This window comes from Pantoea trifolii (assembly GCF_024506435.1).
Lineage (GTDB): Bacteria > Pseudomonadota > Gammaproteobacteria > Enterobacterales > Enterobacteriaceae > Pantoea > Pantoea trifolii.
The window spans coordinates 3070341-3086408 of record NZ_JANIET010000001.1 but is presented as its reverse complement, the minus strand read 5'-3'; the positions used below and the strand labels follow the sequence as shown (position 1 = coordinate 3086408).

The 16068-nt window shown below is 57.8% G+C and carries 11 protein-coding genes; 9 read left to right on the top strand and 2 right to left on the bottom strand.

Annotation, left to right across the window (positions count from 1 at the left end; genetic code table 11):
• Nucleotides 1–7 precede the first annotated feature (7 nt).
• A complete protein-coding gene (suhB, locus tag NQH49_RS14330; RefSeq protein ID WP_008108283.1) occupies nt 8–811 on the bottom strand; it encodes an inositol-1-monophosphatase in 804 nt (267 codons plus the stop codon).
• 121 nt (nt 812–932) lie between these two features.
• On the opposite strand from suhB, the gene trmJ reads away from it, so the two are divergent.
• The 5 genes from trmJ to sseB all read left to right on the top strand — a co-directional run bounded on the left by trmJ (nt 933) and on the right by sseB (nt 5856).
• Complete coding sequence (gene trmJ, locus NQH49_RS14325) at nt 933–1676, top strand: tRNA (cytosine(32)/uridine(32)-2'-O)-methyltransferase TrmJ (protein ID WP_008108285.1); 744 nt, start codon at nt 933–935, stop codon at nt 1674–1676.
• Nucleotides 1677–1811: 135 nt separating this feature from the next.
• The gene (gene iscR / locus NQH49_RS14320) at nt 1812–2309 is read left to right on the top strand and encodes a Fe-S cluster assembly transcriptional regulator IscR (protein ID WP_008108287.1); all 498 of its coding nucleotides are present in this window, start codon (nt 1812–1814) and stop codon (nt 2307–2309) included.
• 208 nt (nt 2310–2517) lie between these two features.
• Complete coding sequence (locus tag NQH49_RS14315; RefSeq protein ID WP_256697124.1) at nt 2518–3690, top strand: IscS subfamily cysteine desulfurase; 1173 nt, start codon at nt 2518–2520, stop codon at nt 3688–3690.
• Nucleotides 3691–3752: 62 nt separating this feature from the next.
• The gene (gene pepB, locus NQH49_RS14310) at nt 3753–5039 is read left to right on the top strand and encodes an aminopeptidase PepB (protein WP_256697123.1); all 1287 of its coding nucleotides are present in this window, start codon (nt 3753–3755) and stop codon (nt 5037–5039) included.
• A 49-nt stretch (nt 5040–5088) separates the two neighbouring features.
• Nucleotides 5089–5856, top strand: coding sequence for an enhanced serine sensitivity protein SseB (gene sseB / locus NQH49_RS14305; RefSeq protein ID WP_179449864.1), 768 nt, complete (start codon nt 5089–5091; stop codon nt 5854–5856).
• A 43-nt stretch (nt 5857–5899) separates the two neighbouring features.
• Here the strand turns inward: sseB and sseA are convergent, their stop codons facing one another.
• The gene (gene sseA / locus NQH49_RS14300) at nt 5900–6739 is read right to left on the bottom strand and encodes a 3-mercaptopyruvate sulfurtransferase (RefSeq protein ID WP_256697122.1); all 840 of its coding nucleotides are present in this window, start codon (nt 6737–6739) and stop codon (nt 5900–5902) included.
• Nucleotides 6740–6886: 147 nt separating this feature from the next.
• Between sseA and NQH49_RS14295 the strand changes: the two genes are divergently transcribed.
• From NQH49_RS14295 to NQH49_RS14280, 4 genes are all read left to right on the top strand, one after another.
• Complete coding sequence (locus NQH49_RS14295; protein WP_256697120.1) at nt 6887–11770, top strand: alpha-2-macroglobulin family protein; 4884 nt, start codon at nt 6887–6889, stop codon at nt 11768–11770.
• A gap of 6 nt (nt 11771–11776) precedes the next feature.
• The gene (gene pbpC, locus NQH49_RS14290; RefSeq protein WP_256697118.1) at nt 11777–14101 is read left to right on the top strand and encodes a peptidoglycan glycosyltransferase PbpC; all 2325 of its coding nucleotides are present in this window, start codon (nt 11777–11779) and stop codon (nt 14099–14101) included.
• Between the two features lie 168 nt (nt 14102–14269).
• On the top strand, nt 14270–14701 hold the full coding sequence (ndk, locus tag NQH49_RS14285; protein ID WP_007884899.1) for a nucleoside-diphosphate kinase: 432 nt from the start codon (nt 14270–14272) through the stop codon (nt 14699–14701).
• A 188-nt stretch (nt 14702–14889) separates the two neighbouring features.
• On the top strand, nt 14890–16059 hold the full coding sequence (locus NQH49_RS14280; RefSeq protein WP_007884898.1) for a dual-specificity RNA methyltransferase RlmN: 1170 nt from the start codon (nt 14890–14892) through the stop codon (nt 16057–16059).
• Nucleotides 16060–16068 lie beyond the last annotated feature (9 nt).

Genomic DNA, 16068 nt, shown 5'->3' with positions numbered 1-16068 from the left:
TTCTCACTTAGCGCTTCAGCGCTTCACTCAATTCTTCACGCATCGATGCCAGCATCGCTTTCACTACGCGTGGGTTACCCGCAACGATGTTACCTGACATCACGTAACCGTGGTTGCCGGTAAAGTCAGTCACCAGGCCGCCCGCCTCACGCACCAGCAGTTCGCCCGCGGCAAAATCCCACGGCTTCAGGCCAATCTCAAAGAAACCATCAACGCGACCCGCAGCGGTGTAAGCCAGATCCAGCGCCGCTGAACCGGTGCGACGGAAATCGGCACACTGAGTAAACAGTTTGCCAACGATGTTGATGTATGGCGTTGCGTGCTGCTTCAACTTGAACGGGAAGCCGGTAGCCAGAATGGTGCCATCCAGATCGCGAGCCGTGCTGCCGCGCAGGCGATAGCCGTTCAGCTGGGCGCCCTGACCGCGTACGGCGGTGAAGAGTTCGTTACGCATTGGATCGTAAACCACAGCGACTTCGGTGCGGCCTTTAATGCGCACAGCGATAGATACTGAGAAGTGTGGAAGACGCTTGATGAAGTTGGTGGTGCCATCCAGCGGATCGATTACCCATTGAATGTCCTGATCTTCGCCCGCCAGTTCACCGCTTTCTTCGGTGATGATGGTGTGTTTCGGGTACGATTTACGAATTACTTCGATAATCAGACGTTCTGCGTCACGGTCAACATTGGTAACGAAGTCGTTGCTGCCTTTCTGGCTAGCTTCAACTGCGTCCGGGGTTTCATAATTCTTGGCAATTAAATTTCCGGCCTTGCGCGCTGCGCGCACGGCGATGTTGAGCATCGGATGCATCGGTATCTCTCGCTGGATGTTAAAGAACGGGGAAAACGGCGCGGAGTATATCAGTGTGTTCAGCAAATGTCCTCTTTTTATGTTAGGATGCGCGCCATCATTTCCCTGACCGCTTCTAATTATGCTGCAGAATATCCGAATCGTACTGGTAGAAACCTCGCACACGGGCAACATGGGCTCGGTCGCACGCGCGATGAAAACCATGGGCTTAACCAACCTTTATCTGGTCAATCCGCTGGTGAAACCGGATTCACAGGCCATTTCCCTCGCCGCCGGTGCCAGCGATGTCATTGGTAATGCGCGCATTGTCGATACCATGGATGAAGCCATTGCCGGCTGTAGTTTGGTGGTTGGCACCAGCGCACGTTCACGTTCACTGCCGTGGCCAATGTTGGATTCACGTGAGTGCGGCATTAAAAGTGTTGAAGAGGGCCAGCAGGCGCCGGTTGCGTTGGTGTTTGGCCGCGAGCGCGTCGGCCTGACCAACGAAGAGTTGCAGAAGTGTCACTATCACGTCGCGATTCAGGCCAATCCGGAATACAGCTCACTGAACCTGGCGATGGCGGTGCAGATCATCGCTTACGAAGTGCGCATGGCCTGGCTGGACGCGCAGGAAAAAGCCGCGCCGACGGAGCAAGCTGTCGAGTCACCGTATCCTCTGGTTGACGATCTCGAGCGCTTCTATCAGCACATCGAGCAGATGATGCTGAACAGCGGCTTTATCCGTGAAGGTACGCCAAGCCAGGTGATGAGCAAGCTGCGTCGTTTATATACGCGTGCGCGTCCGGAACGCGATGAACTGAACATCCTGCGCGGCATGATGGCATCGTTCGAAAAGCGCAAAGGTAATGTGGATAATAGTTGAGTAAAACACTTGGTTAAATAGTTGAGCAAATTACTCGGTTAAATAGTTGACCGTTTTACTCAGGAATGTCAGACTGCATCCAATTCATCAGATAACCCGCCGATAACCGGACGGACGCTTACGAGGTTGTATGCTATGAGACTGACATCCAAAGGACGTTATGCCGTAACCGCTATGCTGGACGTTGCACTGCACTCCAATGAGGGTCCGGTGCCGCTAGCTGACATTTCTGAGCGTCAGGGCATCTCGTTGTCCTATCTGGAGCAGTTATTCTCGCGTCTGCGTAAGCACGGCTTGGTGGCCAGCGTTCGTGGTCCAGGTGGCGGTTATCTGTTAGGTAAAGATTCAAGCGCGATTGCTGTGGGCGCGGTAATTACCGCCGTTGACGAATCTGTCGACGCCACCAAATGCCAGGGCAAAGAAGGCTGCCAGGGCGGCGAGCGTTGCCTGACCCACGTTTTGTGGCGTGACCTGAGTGAGCGCATTAGCGATTTCCTCAACAACATCACGCTGGCGGAACTGGTGAATAATCAGGAAATCCTCGAAGTGGCCGATCGCCAGAACACGGTCGATAATCGCCGCTTCCAGCAGCATCGTGTGCAAGAAACCATCAACGTTAATCTGCGCGCGTAATATAGCTTAGCGTGGTTTTCCCAACCCTAAATGATTCGAGTTAGAGGAAGGCGGCAAGCGAGCGCATCCCCAGGAGCATACATAAGTATGTGACTGGGGTGAGTGAGTGCAGCCAACGCACCTATAACTTGAAGCATGACGGGTTCATACTGGAAAGGCCGATTCGTGCTATAAAGACGTATGATTTTTTATACGGAGTTTTAGCGCAATGAAATTACCGATTTACCTGGATTACGCAGCCACTACGCCTGCGGATCCGCGTGTCGCCACCAAAATGATGCAGTTCCTCACGATGGATGGCACTTTCGGTAACCCCGCGTCCCGTTCCCACCGTTTTGGCTGGCAGGCCGAAGAAGCTGTTGATGTAGCTCGCAATCAGATTGCGGAGCTGGTCAACGCCGATCCGCGTGAAATCGTCTTTACCTCCGGCGCGACCGAAGCGGACAACCTTGCGATTAAAGGTGCAGCGCAATGCCATCAGGCGCGCGGCAAGCACATTATTACCAGCCAAACCGAACACAAAGCGGTGCTCGACAGTTGCCAGCAACTGGCGCACGAAGGCTTTGATGTCACTTTCTTACAGCCGGGCAGCGACGGTATCGTCACGCCGCAGATGCTCGAATCTGCACTGCGCGACGACACGGTGCTGGTGTCGCTGATGCACGTTAATAATGAAACCGGTGTGATTCAGGATATCGCCGCCCTCGGCGCGCTGTGCCGTGCGCGTGACATCCTGTTCCACGTTGATGCCACGCAAAGCGTTGGCAAACTGCCGATAGACGTCACTGAACTGCCAGTGGATTTGATGTCCTTCTCGGCGCACAAGTTGTATGGACCGAAAGGCATCGGCGCGCTGTGGGTGCGCCGTAAACCGCGTCTGCAAATAGATGCGCAGATGCACGGTGGCGGCCACGAGCGCGGCATGCGTTCGGGCACATTGCCGGTGCATCAAATTGTCGGCATGGGCGAAGCCTACCGCATTGCACGTGAAGAGATGAGCAGCGAAATGGCGCGTCTGTCCGGGTTGCGCCAGCGTCTGTGGCGCGGCATTCGTCAACTGGGTAACGTGAACCTCAACGGTTCGCTGGATCAGGGCGCTCCAAACATCCTCAATATCAGTTTTGCCCACGTCGATGGCGAATCGCTGATTATGGCGCTGAAAGATCTGGCGCTGTCATCCGGTTCCGCCTGCACCTCGGCCAGTCTCGAACCTTCCTACGTGCTGCGCGCGATGGGCGTCGAACAGGAGCTGGCACACAGCTCGCTGCGTTTTTCGCTCGGACGCTTCACCAGCGCAGAGGAAATTGAGTACGCTATCGAGCTGGTCAACAAAGCGGTAACCCGTCTGCGGGCGCTCTCGCCTGCAACAAACGCCCGCTAATTCATGCACCCCTTGCGCCGGTTCTGGCGCAAGGTGACACCTAACGCAAACGGAGCCACGCGATGACAACACAACCGATGATAATTACGCTCAGCTCCCAGGCCGCCGACGCGCGCTGGGGTGATAAAGCGCTGCTGAGCAGCAACGAAAGTGGCATGACCATTCACCTGACTGGCGCAGATGCGCTGATGAGCATCCAGCGCGCGGGTCGCAAGCTGGACGGTCAGGGCATTCGTCACGTCGCCCTGCAGGGCGAAAGCTGGGATTTGGAGAAGTGCTGGGCATTCTGGCAAGGCTATCGCAGCCCGAAAGGCAAACGTCAGGTCGAGTGGCCGGAATTCAATGAGGCCGATCAGGCTGAATTTGCGCGCCGTCTGAAGATTGTCGATTGGGTGCGCGACACCATCAACCTGCCAGCGGAAGATCTCAGCCCAGAGCAGCTGGTACACAACGCGGTTGATCTGATCAATGAAGTGGGCGGCAAAGCGGTGAGCTATCGCATCACCAAAGGCGACGATCTGCGCGAGCAGGGTTATGCCGGACTTCACACCGTGGGTCGCGGTTCTACCCGCTCGCCGGTATTACTCGCGCTCGATTACAACCCAAGCGGCGATGAAAGTGCGCCGGTTTACGCGTGTCTGGTCGGTAAAGGTATCACCTTCGATACCGGCGGTTACAGCCTGAAGCAAAGCGCTTTTATGGACTCGATGAAGTCCGACATGGGCGGCGCGGCAACCTTGACCGGCGCACTGGCGCTGGCGATTTCACGCGGTCTGAATAAGCGCGTGAAACTGTATCTGTGCTGCGCCGACAACATGGTCAGCGGCAACGCGTTCCGTCTGGGCGACATCATTCGCTATCGCAACGGTAAAACCGTGGAAGTGATGAACACCGATGCGGAAGGTCGTCTGGTATTGGCTGATGGCCTGATTGATGCCAGCGAGCAGAATCCGGAACTGCTAATCGATGCGGCAACGCTGACCGGCGCGGCAAAAACCGCACTGGGCAACGATTACCACGCGCTGTTTACCTTTGACGATGTGCTGGCGGAATCGCTGCTTGGCAGCGCGACCGGCGAAAACGAAGCCTTCTGGCGCTTGCCGCTGGCCGAGTTTCATCGCAGCCATCTGCCTTCGAACTTTGCCGATCTGAATAACATTGCCAGCCCGTCACATGCGGCAGGTGCCAGCAGCGCGGCGGCGTTCCTGTCGCATTTCGTCAGCAAATATCAGCAAGGCTGGCTGCACATTGACTGCTCCGCGACGTATCGCAAAGGCGCGGTGGATCAGTGGTCCGCTGGTGCGACCGGTTTGGGTGTGCGCACCGTCGCCAATCTGTTACTAAAATAGTCCTCATCACGGCAGGCGTAAGCTTGCCGTCTTTTTTGGAATACGATAAATGAGTAACCGTCTTGAAGAGGTGCTGAAGCTGGCGGCCACCGAGCCTGCGCACCGTCCGGAATTTTTCCAACTGCTGCTGGAAGCCGATGTTTGGGTGCCAGGCGAAAGTCCCGCTGAGCAGTTTGATGCGACTTCGCCGGTGGAATTACAGCATTGGGAAAAAGAGGGTGGTGGCAGCGTGATCCCGTTCTTCACCTCCGAAGAAGCGATGGGCGAGGCAATCAAAGATGAGCAGCCTTATCTGCGCATGCCGGTGCGTACGCTGTTTGAGATTACGCAAGGCGAAACGCTGTTCCTCAATCCGAAGCTGCCTGCGGGCAAAGAGTTTTCGCCGGGTGAAATCGCCCATTTGATTGGCGAAGAGGGCAGTGCGCTGAGCCAGCAAACCGTGCTGGAAGGTGGCCAGGCGCTGCTGTTGTCCGAAGTGGCCGAGCCGCCAGCGCAGATGATTGATTCACTGACGCAGCTGTTTGCCAAGTACAAGCAGGTGCGCCGTGCTTACATCGCCAGCATTCGCGAAAGTGCCACCGAAGAACCCAACCTGCTGATTGGTATCGAAGCCGATAGCGATATCGATGAGATTATTCAGGCGGCGGGCGGCGTAGCAACAGACACGCTGGCCGATGATGCGCCGATTGATATCTGTGAAGTGGTGAATGAAGATCGCGGCGTAAGCCACTTCTTTACTGCCCACATCACGCCATTCTATGAACGTCGCTGGGGCAGTTTCCTGCGCGATTTCAAGGGCAGTCAGCGGATTATATAATCCGCACCTTACATGTAGGGTCGCCATTTATGGCGACCTGCTATCACTTCTCGATCGGTAAATCGTCGCGGCTGCCCCATTCGCCCCACGAACCGTCGTACAGCGTCACATCCCGCACACCCAACGACGTCAGCGCCAGAATCACCACCACCGCCGTAACACCCGACCCGCAGCTGGCGATCACGGGCTGATCCAGTTTTACGCCCGCCAGAGCAAACAGATCGCGCAGTTCCGCTGCCGATTTCAGTTCACCATTTACCACCAAACTGTTCCACGGCACGTTCAGGCTGTGAGGAATATGCCCGCGCAGCAATCCCGGACGCGGTTCATCCACTTCGGCGTTAAAACGGTTGGCCGCGCGTGCATCGACGATTTGCGCGCCGCCTTCGTGGCTGATCAGCAGCACGTCGGTCAGGCGTTTCACCTGTGTGCCATCATAAGTCGCCTCGAATTCACCCTCCGGCAAACTAACCGGTCCGGTGGCGACATCGAAACCAGCCGCTTTCCAGCCCTGCAATCCTCCGGCCAGAATCGACACATTTTCGCAGCCAAAGGCACGCAGCATCCACCATGCGCGCGGTGCCGAGAACAGGTTACCTTCGTCATACACCACCAGATGTTTATCCTGGCTGACGCCCAACTCGCGCATCGCCACCGCAAAGGATTCGGCGCGCGGCATCATGTGCGGATAAGGCGAGGTGTGATCGGACAACGCTTCGATATCAAAGAACGGGGCATTCGGTAGATGGCCAGCCAGATATTCAGCCTGCAGATCGCGTACGGCTTCCTGGCCAGGCGGCAACATGCGGGCATCAAGCACCTGCAATGTTTCCTCGGTGTAATGTTCTTTCAACCAATCAGCGGACACAAATATGGCTGTCATAGCAACCTCTTCTCAGCAAACGGGAAACGACCAGTGTCCGGGAATGTGAACGCTATCTCAAGGGTGTGATTGCTAAAGTTGGCGGGTTGATGTGAAATTGCGCGAAATTGCGTTTTCTTAACTTCTGGGACTGGTGAGGGAATTACCATGGCAAAACGTTTTAACCGGCTGCTGCTCAGCGCGCTGATCGGTGGTGTATTACTGGGCGGCGGAACGTCGCCGATTCACGCGCAGGAAACGGCAGCAGCAGCAGCGCCGCAATCACTGTCCGTTATCGATCTCTCCGAACTGCAACTCGACGGTGCTGCCGCGCTGGTGTTGACCTTCAACGCGCCGCTTGACAGCAAACAGGATTTTGCCGCGCGCGCGCACATTATCGATGAGAAAAGCGGCAAGGTCGACGGCGGCTGGGAGCTGGCGCAAAACGGTAAAGCATTGCGTTTCCGTCATCCTGAACCGTCGCGCAAGTTGACGGTTAACGTCGATGCCGGTCTCAAAGCGGCCGATGGCAGCACCTTATCCGCGCCTTTTAGCCAAACGCTCACCACGCGCGATATCCAGCCGATGGTAGGTTTTGCCAGTCGCGGATCGCTGCTGCCGCTGCGTTTGACGCAGGGGTTGCCGGTGTTGGCGTTGAATGTGAATAACGTCGACGTCGATTTCTTCCGCGTGAAAAGTGCTTCGCTGGCCGATTTTCTGGCGCAGTGGAATTACGGCAACAACATGTCGTACTGGGAATCGCGCGAGCTGCTGAAAAATGCCGATCTGGTTTACGGCGCCCGCTTCGATCTCAATCCGGCGCGCAACACGCGCGAGAAAATGCAGCTGCCGCTGGGCGATGTCGATGCGCTGAAACAGCCGGGCGTCTATCTGGCGGTGATGAAACAGGCCGGAACCTACAACTACACGCAGCCGGCGACACTGTTTACATTGAGCGACATCGGGTTGTCGCTGCACCAATTCCCCGCACAGCTGGAACTGTTCGCCCAAAGCCTGTTCAACGGCGCGCCGCTGGCTGACGTTAGCGTGCAATTGCTGGATGAAAAAGGCAAACAACTCGCCAGCGGCACCAGCGACAGCAACGGTCATCTGCGCTTGCCGGCGAATGCTAAAGGCAAACTGCTGTTGGCAACGCAAAAGGGCCAAACCTCGCTGATCGATCTCAATCGTCCGGCGCTGGATCTGGCTGAATTTCCGATTGATGGCCCGCAAGGCTACGACAAACAGTTCTTCGTATTTGGTCCGCGCGATCTCTATCGTCCGGGTGAAACGGTGATCGTTAACGCGCTGCTGCGTGATGCTGATGGCAAACCGTTGCCGCCGCAGCCGGTGAAAGCCGACGTGGTGCAGCCGAATGGCGAAGTGTCGCAGACCTTTGTCTGGCAGCCAGATAACGGCATCTATCAACATCGCTTCGCCTTGCCCGCTTCCGCAATGACTGGCGAATGGACGCTGCGCATCAACAGCGGTGATAACCAGCCGCGCAGTTGGCCGTTCCACGTAGAAGACTTCCTGCCAGAGCGCATGGCACTGGATCTAACCAACCGCGCGCAGCCGGTGACGCCAGATGACGACATTACTTTTGCGGTCGAAGGCCGCTATTTGTACGGTGCGCCTGCCGCAGGTAACGAGTTGCAAGGGCAGCTGTTCCTGCGCCCGGCGCGTGAAGCGGTTGCCGCGCTGCCAGGCTATCAATTTGGCGACATCACTGAAGAGTTGAAACGCTCGCTGGATGATGTGGATGAGAAGCTGGATGAGCGCGGTAAGTTGCAACTCAACGTTGAGAGCAGCTGGAAAGAGAGTCATTCGCCGCTTAATCTGATTCTGCAAGCCAGCCTGCTGGAAACCGGCGGCCGTCCAGTGACGCGCCGCGCGACTCAGGCGATTTGGCCGGCTCCGGCGCTGCCCGGCATTCGTCCGCTGTTTAACAGCGAATCGGTGTATGACTATCGTAGCGACCGTTATCACGATGAGCCGACCGTGGCGGAAAACAGCCTTGCGGAGTTCGACGTGGTCTACGCCAATCCGCAGGGCGAAAAACTGGCGGCGTCAGATCTTGATGTGCGCCTGATCCACGAACGCCGCGACTATTACTGGAGCTTCTCCGACAGCGAAGGCTGGCAGTCGCGCTTCGATCAAAAGGATCTGCAGGAGGAGCAGCAGCGCATCACCATTGCGGCGGGCGGCAGCCAGAAAGTGAGCTTCCCGGTGGAGTGGGGCACCTATCGCCTGGAAGTGCATGCCGGCGACAACATCATTAGCAGTGTGCGCTTCCAGGCCGGATACGGGTGGCAGGACAACACCAACGGCACCGGCGCGCTGCGTCCGGATCAGGTCAAACTGAAAATCGATAAAACCGCCTATCAGGCGGGCGACACCGCGCACGTGCAGGTGGAATCGCCTGCTGCCGGTAAAGGTTATCTGATGGTGGAATCCAGCAGCGGCACGCTGTGGTGGCAACCGCTGGAGGTTCCGGCCGGCGGCGCAACCATTGATGTACCGATTAGCGACAGCTGGAAGCGACACGATCTCTATCTCAGCGCCATCGTGGTGCGTGATGGCGACAAAGCCAGCGGCGTCACGCCGAAACGTGCGGTGGGCTTGCTGCATCTGCCGATGGCGACCGAAGCGCGTCGCCTCAGCGTAGCGCTCGACGCGTCAGATAAAATCCGTCCTGAGCAGACGCTAAAAGTGAAGGTCAAAGCCAGCCGTGAAGGTGGCGCGTTGCCGCAGCAGGTTCAGGTATTGCTCTCGGCGGTGGACAGCGGCGTGCTCAACATTACCGACTACAAAACCCCGAATCCGTGGGACGCGTTTTTTGGCCGCAAGCGCTACAACGCAGATCAGTACGATGTGTTCGGTCAGCTGATTGAAGGCGGTGGCAAGCTGGCCGCGCTGCGTTTCGGTGGTGACGGCGACGATGCCGATGCGCTGTCGCGCGGCGGTAAAAAGCCGATTACTGAGGTGCAGATCGTGGCGCAGCAGTTGCAGCCGGTAATGCTGGATGCCAACGGCGAAGGTACGCTGGAACTGCCGATTCCGGCGTTTAATGGCGAACTGCGTTTAATGGCGCAGGTGTGGAGCGCCGACAGCTTCGGCTCGGCCGATCGCAAGCTGGTGGTCGCTGCGCCGTTGATCAGTGAACTGGCGACACCGCGTTTCCTTGCCAGCGGCGATCAATCCACGCTGGCGCTGGATCTCACCAACCTCACCGATCAACCGCAGACGCTGAAAATCAACGTCACGGCCAGTGGCCAGATCGCGCTCAACGGCCAGATCCCCGCCAGCGTGCAGCTGGCGAAAGGCGCGCGCACCACTTTGCAAATTCCGGTCAAAGCGCAGGGCGGCTTTGGTGAGGGCGATGTGCAGGTCAAGGTGTCCGGCATGAGTTTGCCGGGCGAAACGCTGGCAGCCAGCGAGCGCAAATGGAAAATTGGCGTGCGTCCGGCTTATCCGGCACAAACGCTAAGCTTCGATAACGTGATGCAAACCGGCCAAAGCTGGCAGGTGATGGCGAGCGCCTTCAACGGCTTGCAGCAGGATACGTTGAGCGGACAGCTGTCGCTCAGCAACCGTCCACCGCTGAATATCGCCAGCTATATCAGCTCGCTGTATGCCTATCCTTATGGCTGCCTTGAACAGACCGCCAGCGGCATTTGGCCGTCGGTATTCACCAACCATGCGCAGTTGACGGCGATGGGCATCAAAACCAGCAATGATGAAGCGCGTCGTGCCTCGATTGATACTGGCATCGCGCGCCTTGCCGGCATGCAGCGCGGCAACGGCAGCTTTGGTTTGTGGAGCAAAGAGAGTCAGGAAGAGTTTTGGCTGACGGCTTACGTCACTGATTTCCTGCTGCGCGCCAGCGAAGCCGGCTACAGCGTGCCGGATGGCGTGATTACCCGTGCCGACGAGCGTCTGCTGCGCTATCTGCAGGATCCCACGCAGATCGAAACCAGCTGGAGCAGCGATGCCGATGGTTTGCGTTTCAGCGTGCAGGCCTATGCCGGATTGGTGCTGGCACGTCAGCAGCAGGCACCGCTCGGTGCGTTGCGTGCGCTGTATGAAAAACGCGATCAGGCGAAATCGGGTCTGGCGATGGTGCAGCTTGGCGTGGCGTTGAAGCTGATGGGCGATCAACAGCGTGCACAACTGGCGCTGGCGCAGGGCATTGGCCTGGAACGTAAGCCGAACAACTGGCTCGGCGATTACGGCAGCCCGGTGCGCGATCGCGCGCTGATTCTGTCGCTGCTGACGGAAAACCAGCTGCTGCCGGAGATGCAAGGTCCGTTGCTGATCGATCTGGCGAAAGCGGTGCACGGACAGCGCTGGTTCTCGACGCAGGAAAACAACGCGTTGTTCCTCGCCGCCCGCACCTTGCAGCAGCATAAAGGCGAAAGCTGGCAGGCGACACTACAAGGCAAAGCGGAACCGCTCAGCAGCAATCAGCCGCTCAATATTGGTATGACGGAAGATCAGCTGCGTCAGGGCGTGTCGGTGAAAAGCGACAATTCGTCGCCGCTTTACGGCACGCTAAATGTGGTGGGCTATCCGCGCACCGCACCGTCGCCGATGAGCAACGTGCTGCAGATCAGTCGTGAGTACTTCACGCTGGATGGTAAGCCAGCGGATCTAACCAACCTGAAAAGTGGCGAACTGCTGGTGGTGCGGCTCAAAGTCGCGGCTAGCGAGCGCGTCAGTGATGCGCTGGTGGTGGATCTGCTGCCTGCTGGACTTGAGCTGGAAAACCAGAACCTGAGCGACAGCAGCGCCAGTTTAGGCGACAGCGCCGATGCGCTGAAAGAGAGCATGATGGATATGCAGCAAGCCAACATTAAGCATATCGAATTCCGTGACGACCGTTTTGTCGCCGCGCTGGCGCTGGATGGCTACACGCCGGGCACGTTGTTGTATCTGGCGCGCGCGGTGACGCCGGGCAGCTATCGCCTGCCGCCGCCACAGGTGGAATCGATGTATGTGCCGGAATGGCGCGCGATTGGCAGCACGCCGGAAAAACTCAATGTGCGTTAACCCTTAATGTCTGGAAGTAAGCGACTAAAGCGGTGGCGCTGGCTGCCGCTTTTTTCACTGATTTTACTGGCCGCGCTGTGGCTGCTGGATCGACTTACGCCATTGCCGCTGCGTGATTTGCAGCCGGCGCGCGTGGTAGTAGCCGAAGACGGTACGCCACTGTGGCGCTTTGCTGACCAGCAAGGCGTGTGGCGCTATCCGGTGACGCTGCAGGATGTCTCGCCCGCTTATATCGAGGCGCTGCTGACCTACGAAGACCGCTGGTTCTGGCAGCATCCCGGCATCAATCCGATGGCGATTGTGCGCGCCGTCGGGCAGAACGTACTGCATCACGGCGTGGTCTCCGGCGGCAGCACGCTCACCATGCAGGTGGCGCGGCTTATCGATCCGCAACCGCGCACGCTGCGCGGTAAAGTGGTGCAGGCGTGGCGCGCGCTGCAGCTTGAATATCATCTCTCCAAACGCGATATCCTCACGCTGTATCTCAATCGTGCCCCTTTTGGTGGCACGGTTGAGGGCGTTGGCGCGGCAAGCTGGATGTGGCTGGGCAAACCGCCGTCCCAGCTCACCAAAGGTGAAGCGGCGCTGCTGGCGGTGCTGCCACAGGCGCCGAGCCGCCTGCGTCCGGACCGCTGGCCACAGCGCGCCGAAGCCGCACGCAATAAAGTGCTGGATCGCCTTGCGCAATATCACGTCTGGTCAGAGCAGGATGTCGCCGATATCAAACAAGAAGCGGTGTGGCTGCCGCCGCGCCAAATGCCGCAACGTGCGCCGCTGCTGGCTCGCCGATTGTTGTCGCTGTCACCCGACAACAAAATCACCTCAACCCTTGATGTGTCGCTGCAGCGCGAACTCGAGAATTTGGCAGCGTCGCTGAAAAGCAACTTGCCGCCGCGCACCTCGCTGGCGCTGCTGGTGGTGGATCACCAAAACATGAAAGTGCGCGGCTATGTCGGATCGGTGGATTTCAATGACGACAGCCGTTTTGGTCACGTCGATATGATCGCCAGCGTGCGATCGCCAGGATCGGTGCTGAAGCCCTTTGTCTATGGCATGGCGCTGGACGATGGACTAATTCATGGCGAATCGCTGCTGCAGGATGTGCCGCGCCGCTTCGGTGACTATCGTCCCGGCAACTTTGACTCGGGCTTTCACGGACCGGTGAGCGCCAGCGATGCGCTGGAGCGATCGCTCAATCTCCCGGCGGTGCAGTTGCTGGATGCGCTGGGGCCAAAAACCGTCGCCGCGCGCTTGCGTAACGTCGGATTGAATCTGCGCTTTCCTGCCGGTGCAGAACCCAATCTGTCGCTGGTGCTGGGCGGCACCGGCGCACGCATGGATGAGATTGTGGCGGCCTACAGCGCCTTTGCCCGTCACGGCAACGCGGCGCAGTTGCGCTGGCTGACGACACAGCCGCTGCAGGAGAGGCCGCTGTTGTCGCCGGGCGCAGCATGGATTGTGCGGCGCATTCTGGCTGGCGCGGCGCAACCGCCGGCCAGCGGCGCGGTGCCGGAGATTGCGCCTTTGGCGTGGAAAACCGGGACCAGCTACGGCTATCGCGATGCATGGACGATTGGCATTACCCCGCGCTATCTGATTGGCGTGTGGGTTGGGCGACCGGATGCGACACCGGTCGCCGGGCAATTTGGTTTTGCTTCGGCGGTACCGGTGATGAATCAGGTCAATAATCTGCTGGCTGGCCATATGCCAGTGAACGGTGCGCCGCGCGATCCGCGCCCGCAAGCGGTCAGCGCCATGAGCATTTGCTGGCCTGGCGGTCAGCCGTTGCCCCTCGGCGACGAGAACTGTCGTCAACGTCGTCAGAGTTGGGTATTGAATCAAACCGTACCGCCAACGCTGCTGGCGCCGGGGCAGGAAGGCGTTAATGGTTTGCGCCAGCGTTACTGGCAGAATAGCCGGGGATTGCGCGTAGCAGCAGACTGCCCGGATGCACAAAGTCGCGAGCGCCTGATGTGGCCGCTGCCGCTTGAACCCTGGCTGCCGGTTGCTGAACGCCGTGCGCAGCGCTTGCCGCCGATTGATCCCGCTTGTCCGCCACTCAATCAGGGCAATGCGCCACCGATGGTGATTACCGGTGTGATCAACGGCCAGCGCGTACAGCCGCTGCCGGGCAAAGTGGTGCTGGTGATGCCGGTAGCGGTGCAGGGCGGACAAGGTGAGCAGCGCTGGTGGTTTTTAAACGGGCAGCCGCTGGAGCGGGACGCGAATAATAAGGGTGCGGCGCTGGTGCTGGATGAGCCGGGCAGTTATCAACTGGTGGTGATGGATGAAGCGGGGCAGCTCTCATCGGTGGCCTTTACCCGCGGTTGAGTGCATGGATATGGCATACTTTTTGCCTGCGCGCCCCGACAAAAATCAATTATTTTCAATAATTCCGCTAATCGCTAATAGGCAACGCGCCATGATATCCCTATAATCGGCGCGTTTTCTTACCGGGAGGAGCTCCCGGATTCTTCAGGATGCTAACTAGAGGTCAACATGGCAATCGAACGTACTTTCTCAATCGTGAAACCAAACGCCGTCGCTAAGAACGTGATTGGTGCAATCTATAACCGTTTTGAAAGCGCGGGCTTCAAAATCGTTGGCGCAAAAATGCTGCACCTGACCAAAGAGCAGGCTGAAGGCTTCTACGCTGAGCACAAAGGCCGTCCATTCTTTGATGGTCTGGTTGAATTCATGACTTCTGGCCCAGTTGTGGTTTCTGTACTGGAAGGCGAAAACGCCGTTCAGCGTCACCGCGATCTGATGGGTGCAACTAACCCAGACAACGCGCTGGCAGGTACTCTGCGTGCGGATTACGCGGACAGCTTCACCGAGAACGCAACCCACGGTTCTGACTCTGCTGAATCTGCAGCACGCGAAATCGCGTACTTCTTCGCAGAAAACGAAGTCTGCCCACGCACTCGCTAAATGCGTTGATCGCCCAGGCGGACACGCGTCTTTACAGCTGTTCAACATCTGTGAAACGGTTCCCCTGGCATCATGCAGCAGATGTAGTACAATTATGCGCCCTTGTTGAGCCAGTCTCAGCGAGGGCGCTGTTTTTTTCCTACTATTAACCAGAGCCGTAACGTGTAACAACGAGGCCAGAGAACATTATGTCCGAACAGATTGTGACGCCGTCGTCCGCTTCCCCCGTGGTTGTTTCCCCAAAAAACGAAAAAATTAACCTGCTGGATCTTAACCGTCAGCAGATGCGCGAATTCTTTCTTGAGATGGGCGAAAAGCCGTTCCGTGCCGATCAGGTCATGAAGTGGATGTATCACTACTGCTGCGATGATTTCGAGCAGATGACCGACATCAACAAAGTGCTGCGCGGTAAGCTGATGCAGCGCGCTGAAATCCGTGCGCCGGAAGTGGCGGAAGAGATGCGTTCCACCGATGGCACCATTAAATGGGCGATTCGCGTGGGCGACCAGCTGGTTGAAACCGTCTATATCCCTGAAGCGGATCGCGCAACCTTGTGCGTCTCTTCGCAGGTAGGCTGTGCGCTGGAGTGCAAATTCTGTTCGACGGCGCAGCAGGGCTTTAACCGCAACCTGCGCGTATCAGAAATTATCGGCCAGGTATGGCGCGCCGCGAAAATTATCGGTGCCGCAAAAATTACCGGTCAGCGTCCGATCACCAACGTGGTGATGATGGGCATGGGTGAGCCGCTGCTGAACCTGAACAATGTGGTTCCAGCAATGGACATCATGCTGGATGACTTCGGTTTCGGCCTGTCAAAACGTCGCGTTACGCTCTCCACTTCGGGTGTAGTGCCGGCGCTGGATAAGCTGGGCGACATGATCGACGTAGCGCTGGCAATTTCGCTGCACGCGCCGAACGATGCCATTCGTGACGAGATCGTGCCGATCAACAAAAAGTACAACATCGAGACTTTCCTTGCGGCGGTAAAACGCTACATCGGCAAGTCCAACGCCAATCAGGGCCGTGTCACCATTGAGTACGTGATGTTGGATCACGTCAATGACAGCACCGACAACGCGCATGAACTGGCGGCACTGCTGAAAGAGACGCCGTGCAAAATCAACCTGATTCCATGGAACCCGTTCCCCGGCGCGCCGTATGGCCGTAGCTCCAACAGCCGTATCGATCGCTTCTCCAAAGTCCTGATGGATTACGGTTTCACCACCATCGTGCGTAAAACCCGTGGTGACGATATCGACGCTGCTTGTGGTCAGCTGGCGGGCGATGTGATCGACCGTACCAAGCGTACGCTGCGTAAGAAAATGGCGGGTGAAGCCATCTCTGTGAAGGCGCTCTGAAAGCCAGCG

What these genes read in the sequence shown, in the direction of transcription:
- trmJ (WP_008108285.1), top strand. Translation starts at nt 933, where the DNA reads ATGCTGCAGAATATCCGAATCGTACTGGTAGAAACCTCGCACACGGGC.
- iscR (WP_008108287.1), top strand. Translation starts at nt 1,812, where the DNA reads ATGAGACTGACATCCAAAGGACGTTATGCCGTAACCGCTATGCTGGAC.
- sseA (WP_256697122.1), bottom strand. Translation starts at nt 6,739, where the DNA reads ATGACAGCCATATTTGTGTCCGCTGATTGGTTGAAAGAACATTACACC.
- pbpC (WP_256697118.1), top strand. Translation starts at nt 11,777, where the DNA reads ATGTCTGGAAGTAAGCGACTAAAGCGGTGGCGCTGGCTGCCGCTTTTT.
- NQH49_RS14315 (WP_256697124.1), top strand. Translation starts at nt 2,518, where the DNA reads ATGAAATTACCGATTTACCTGGATTACGCAGCCACTACGCCTGCGGAT.
- pepB (WP_256697123.1), top strand. Translation starts at nt 3,753, where the DNA reads ATGACAACACAACCGATGATAATTACGCTCAGCTCCCAGGCCGCCGAC.
- sseB (WP_179449864.1), top strand. Translation starts at nt 5,089, where the DNA reads ATGAGTAACCGTCTTGAAGAGGTGCTGAAGCTGGCGGCCACCGAGCCT.
- NQH49_RS14295 (WP_256697120.1), top strand. Translation starts at nt 6,887, where the DNA reads ATGGCAAAACGTTTTAACCGGCTGCTGCTCAGCGCGCTGATCGGTGGT.
- ndk (WP_007884899.1), top strand. Translation starts at nt 14,270, where the DNA reads ATGGCAATCGAACGTACTTTCTCAATCGTGAAACCAAACGCCGTCGCT.
- NQH49_RS14280 (WP_007884898.1), top strand. Translation starts at nt 14,890, where the DNA reads ATGTCCGAACAGATTGTGACGCCGTCGTCCGCTTCCCCCGTGGTTGTT.
- suhB (WP_008108283.1), bottom strand. Translation starts at nt 811, where the DNA reads ATGCATCCGATGCTCAACATCGCCGTGCGCGCAGCGCGCAAGGCCGGA.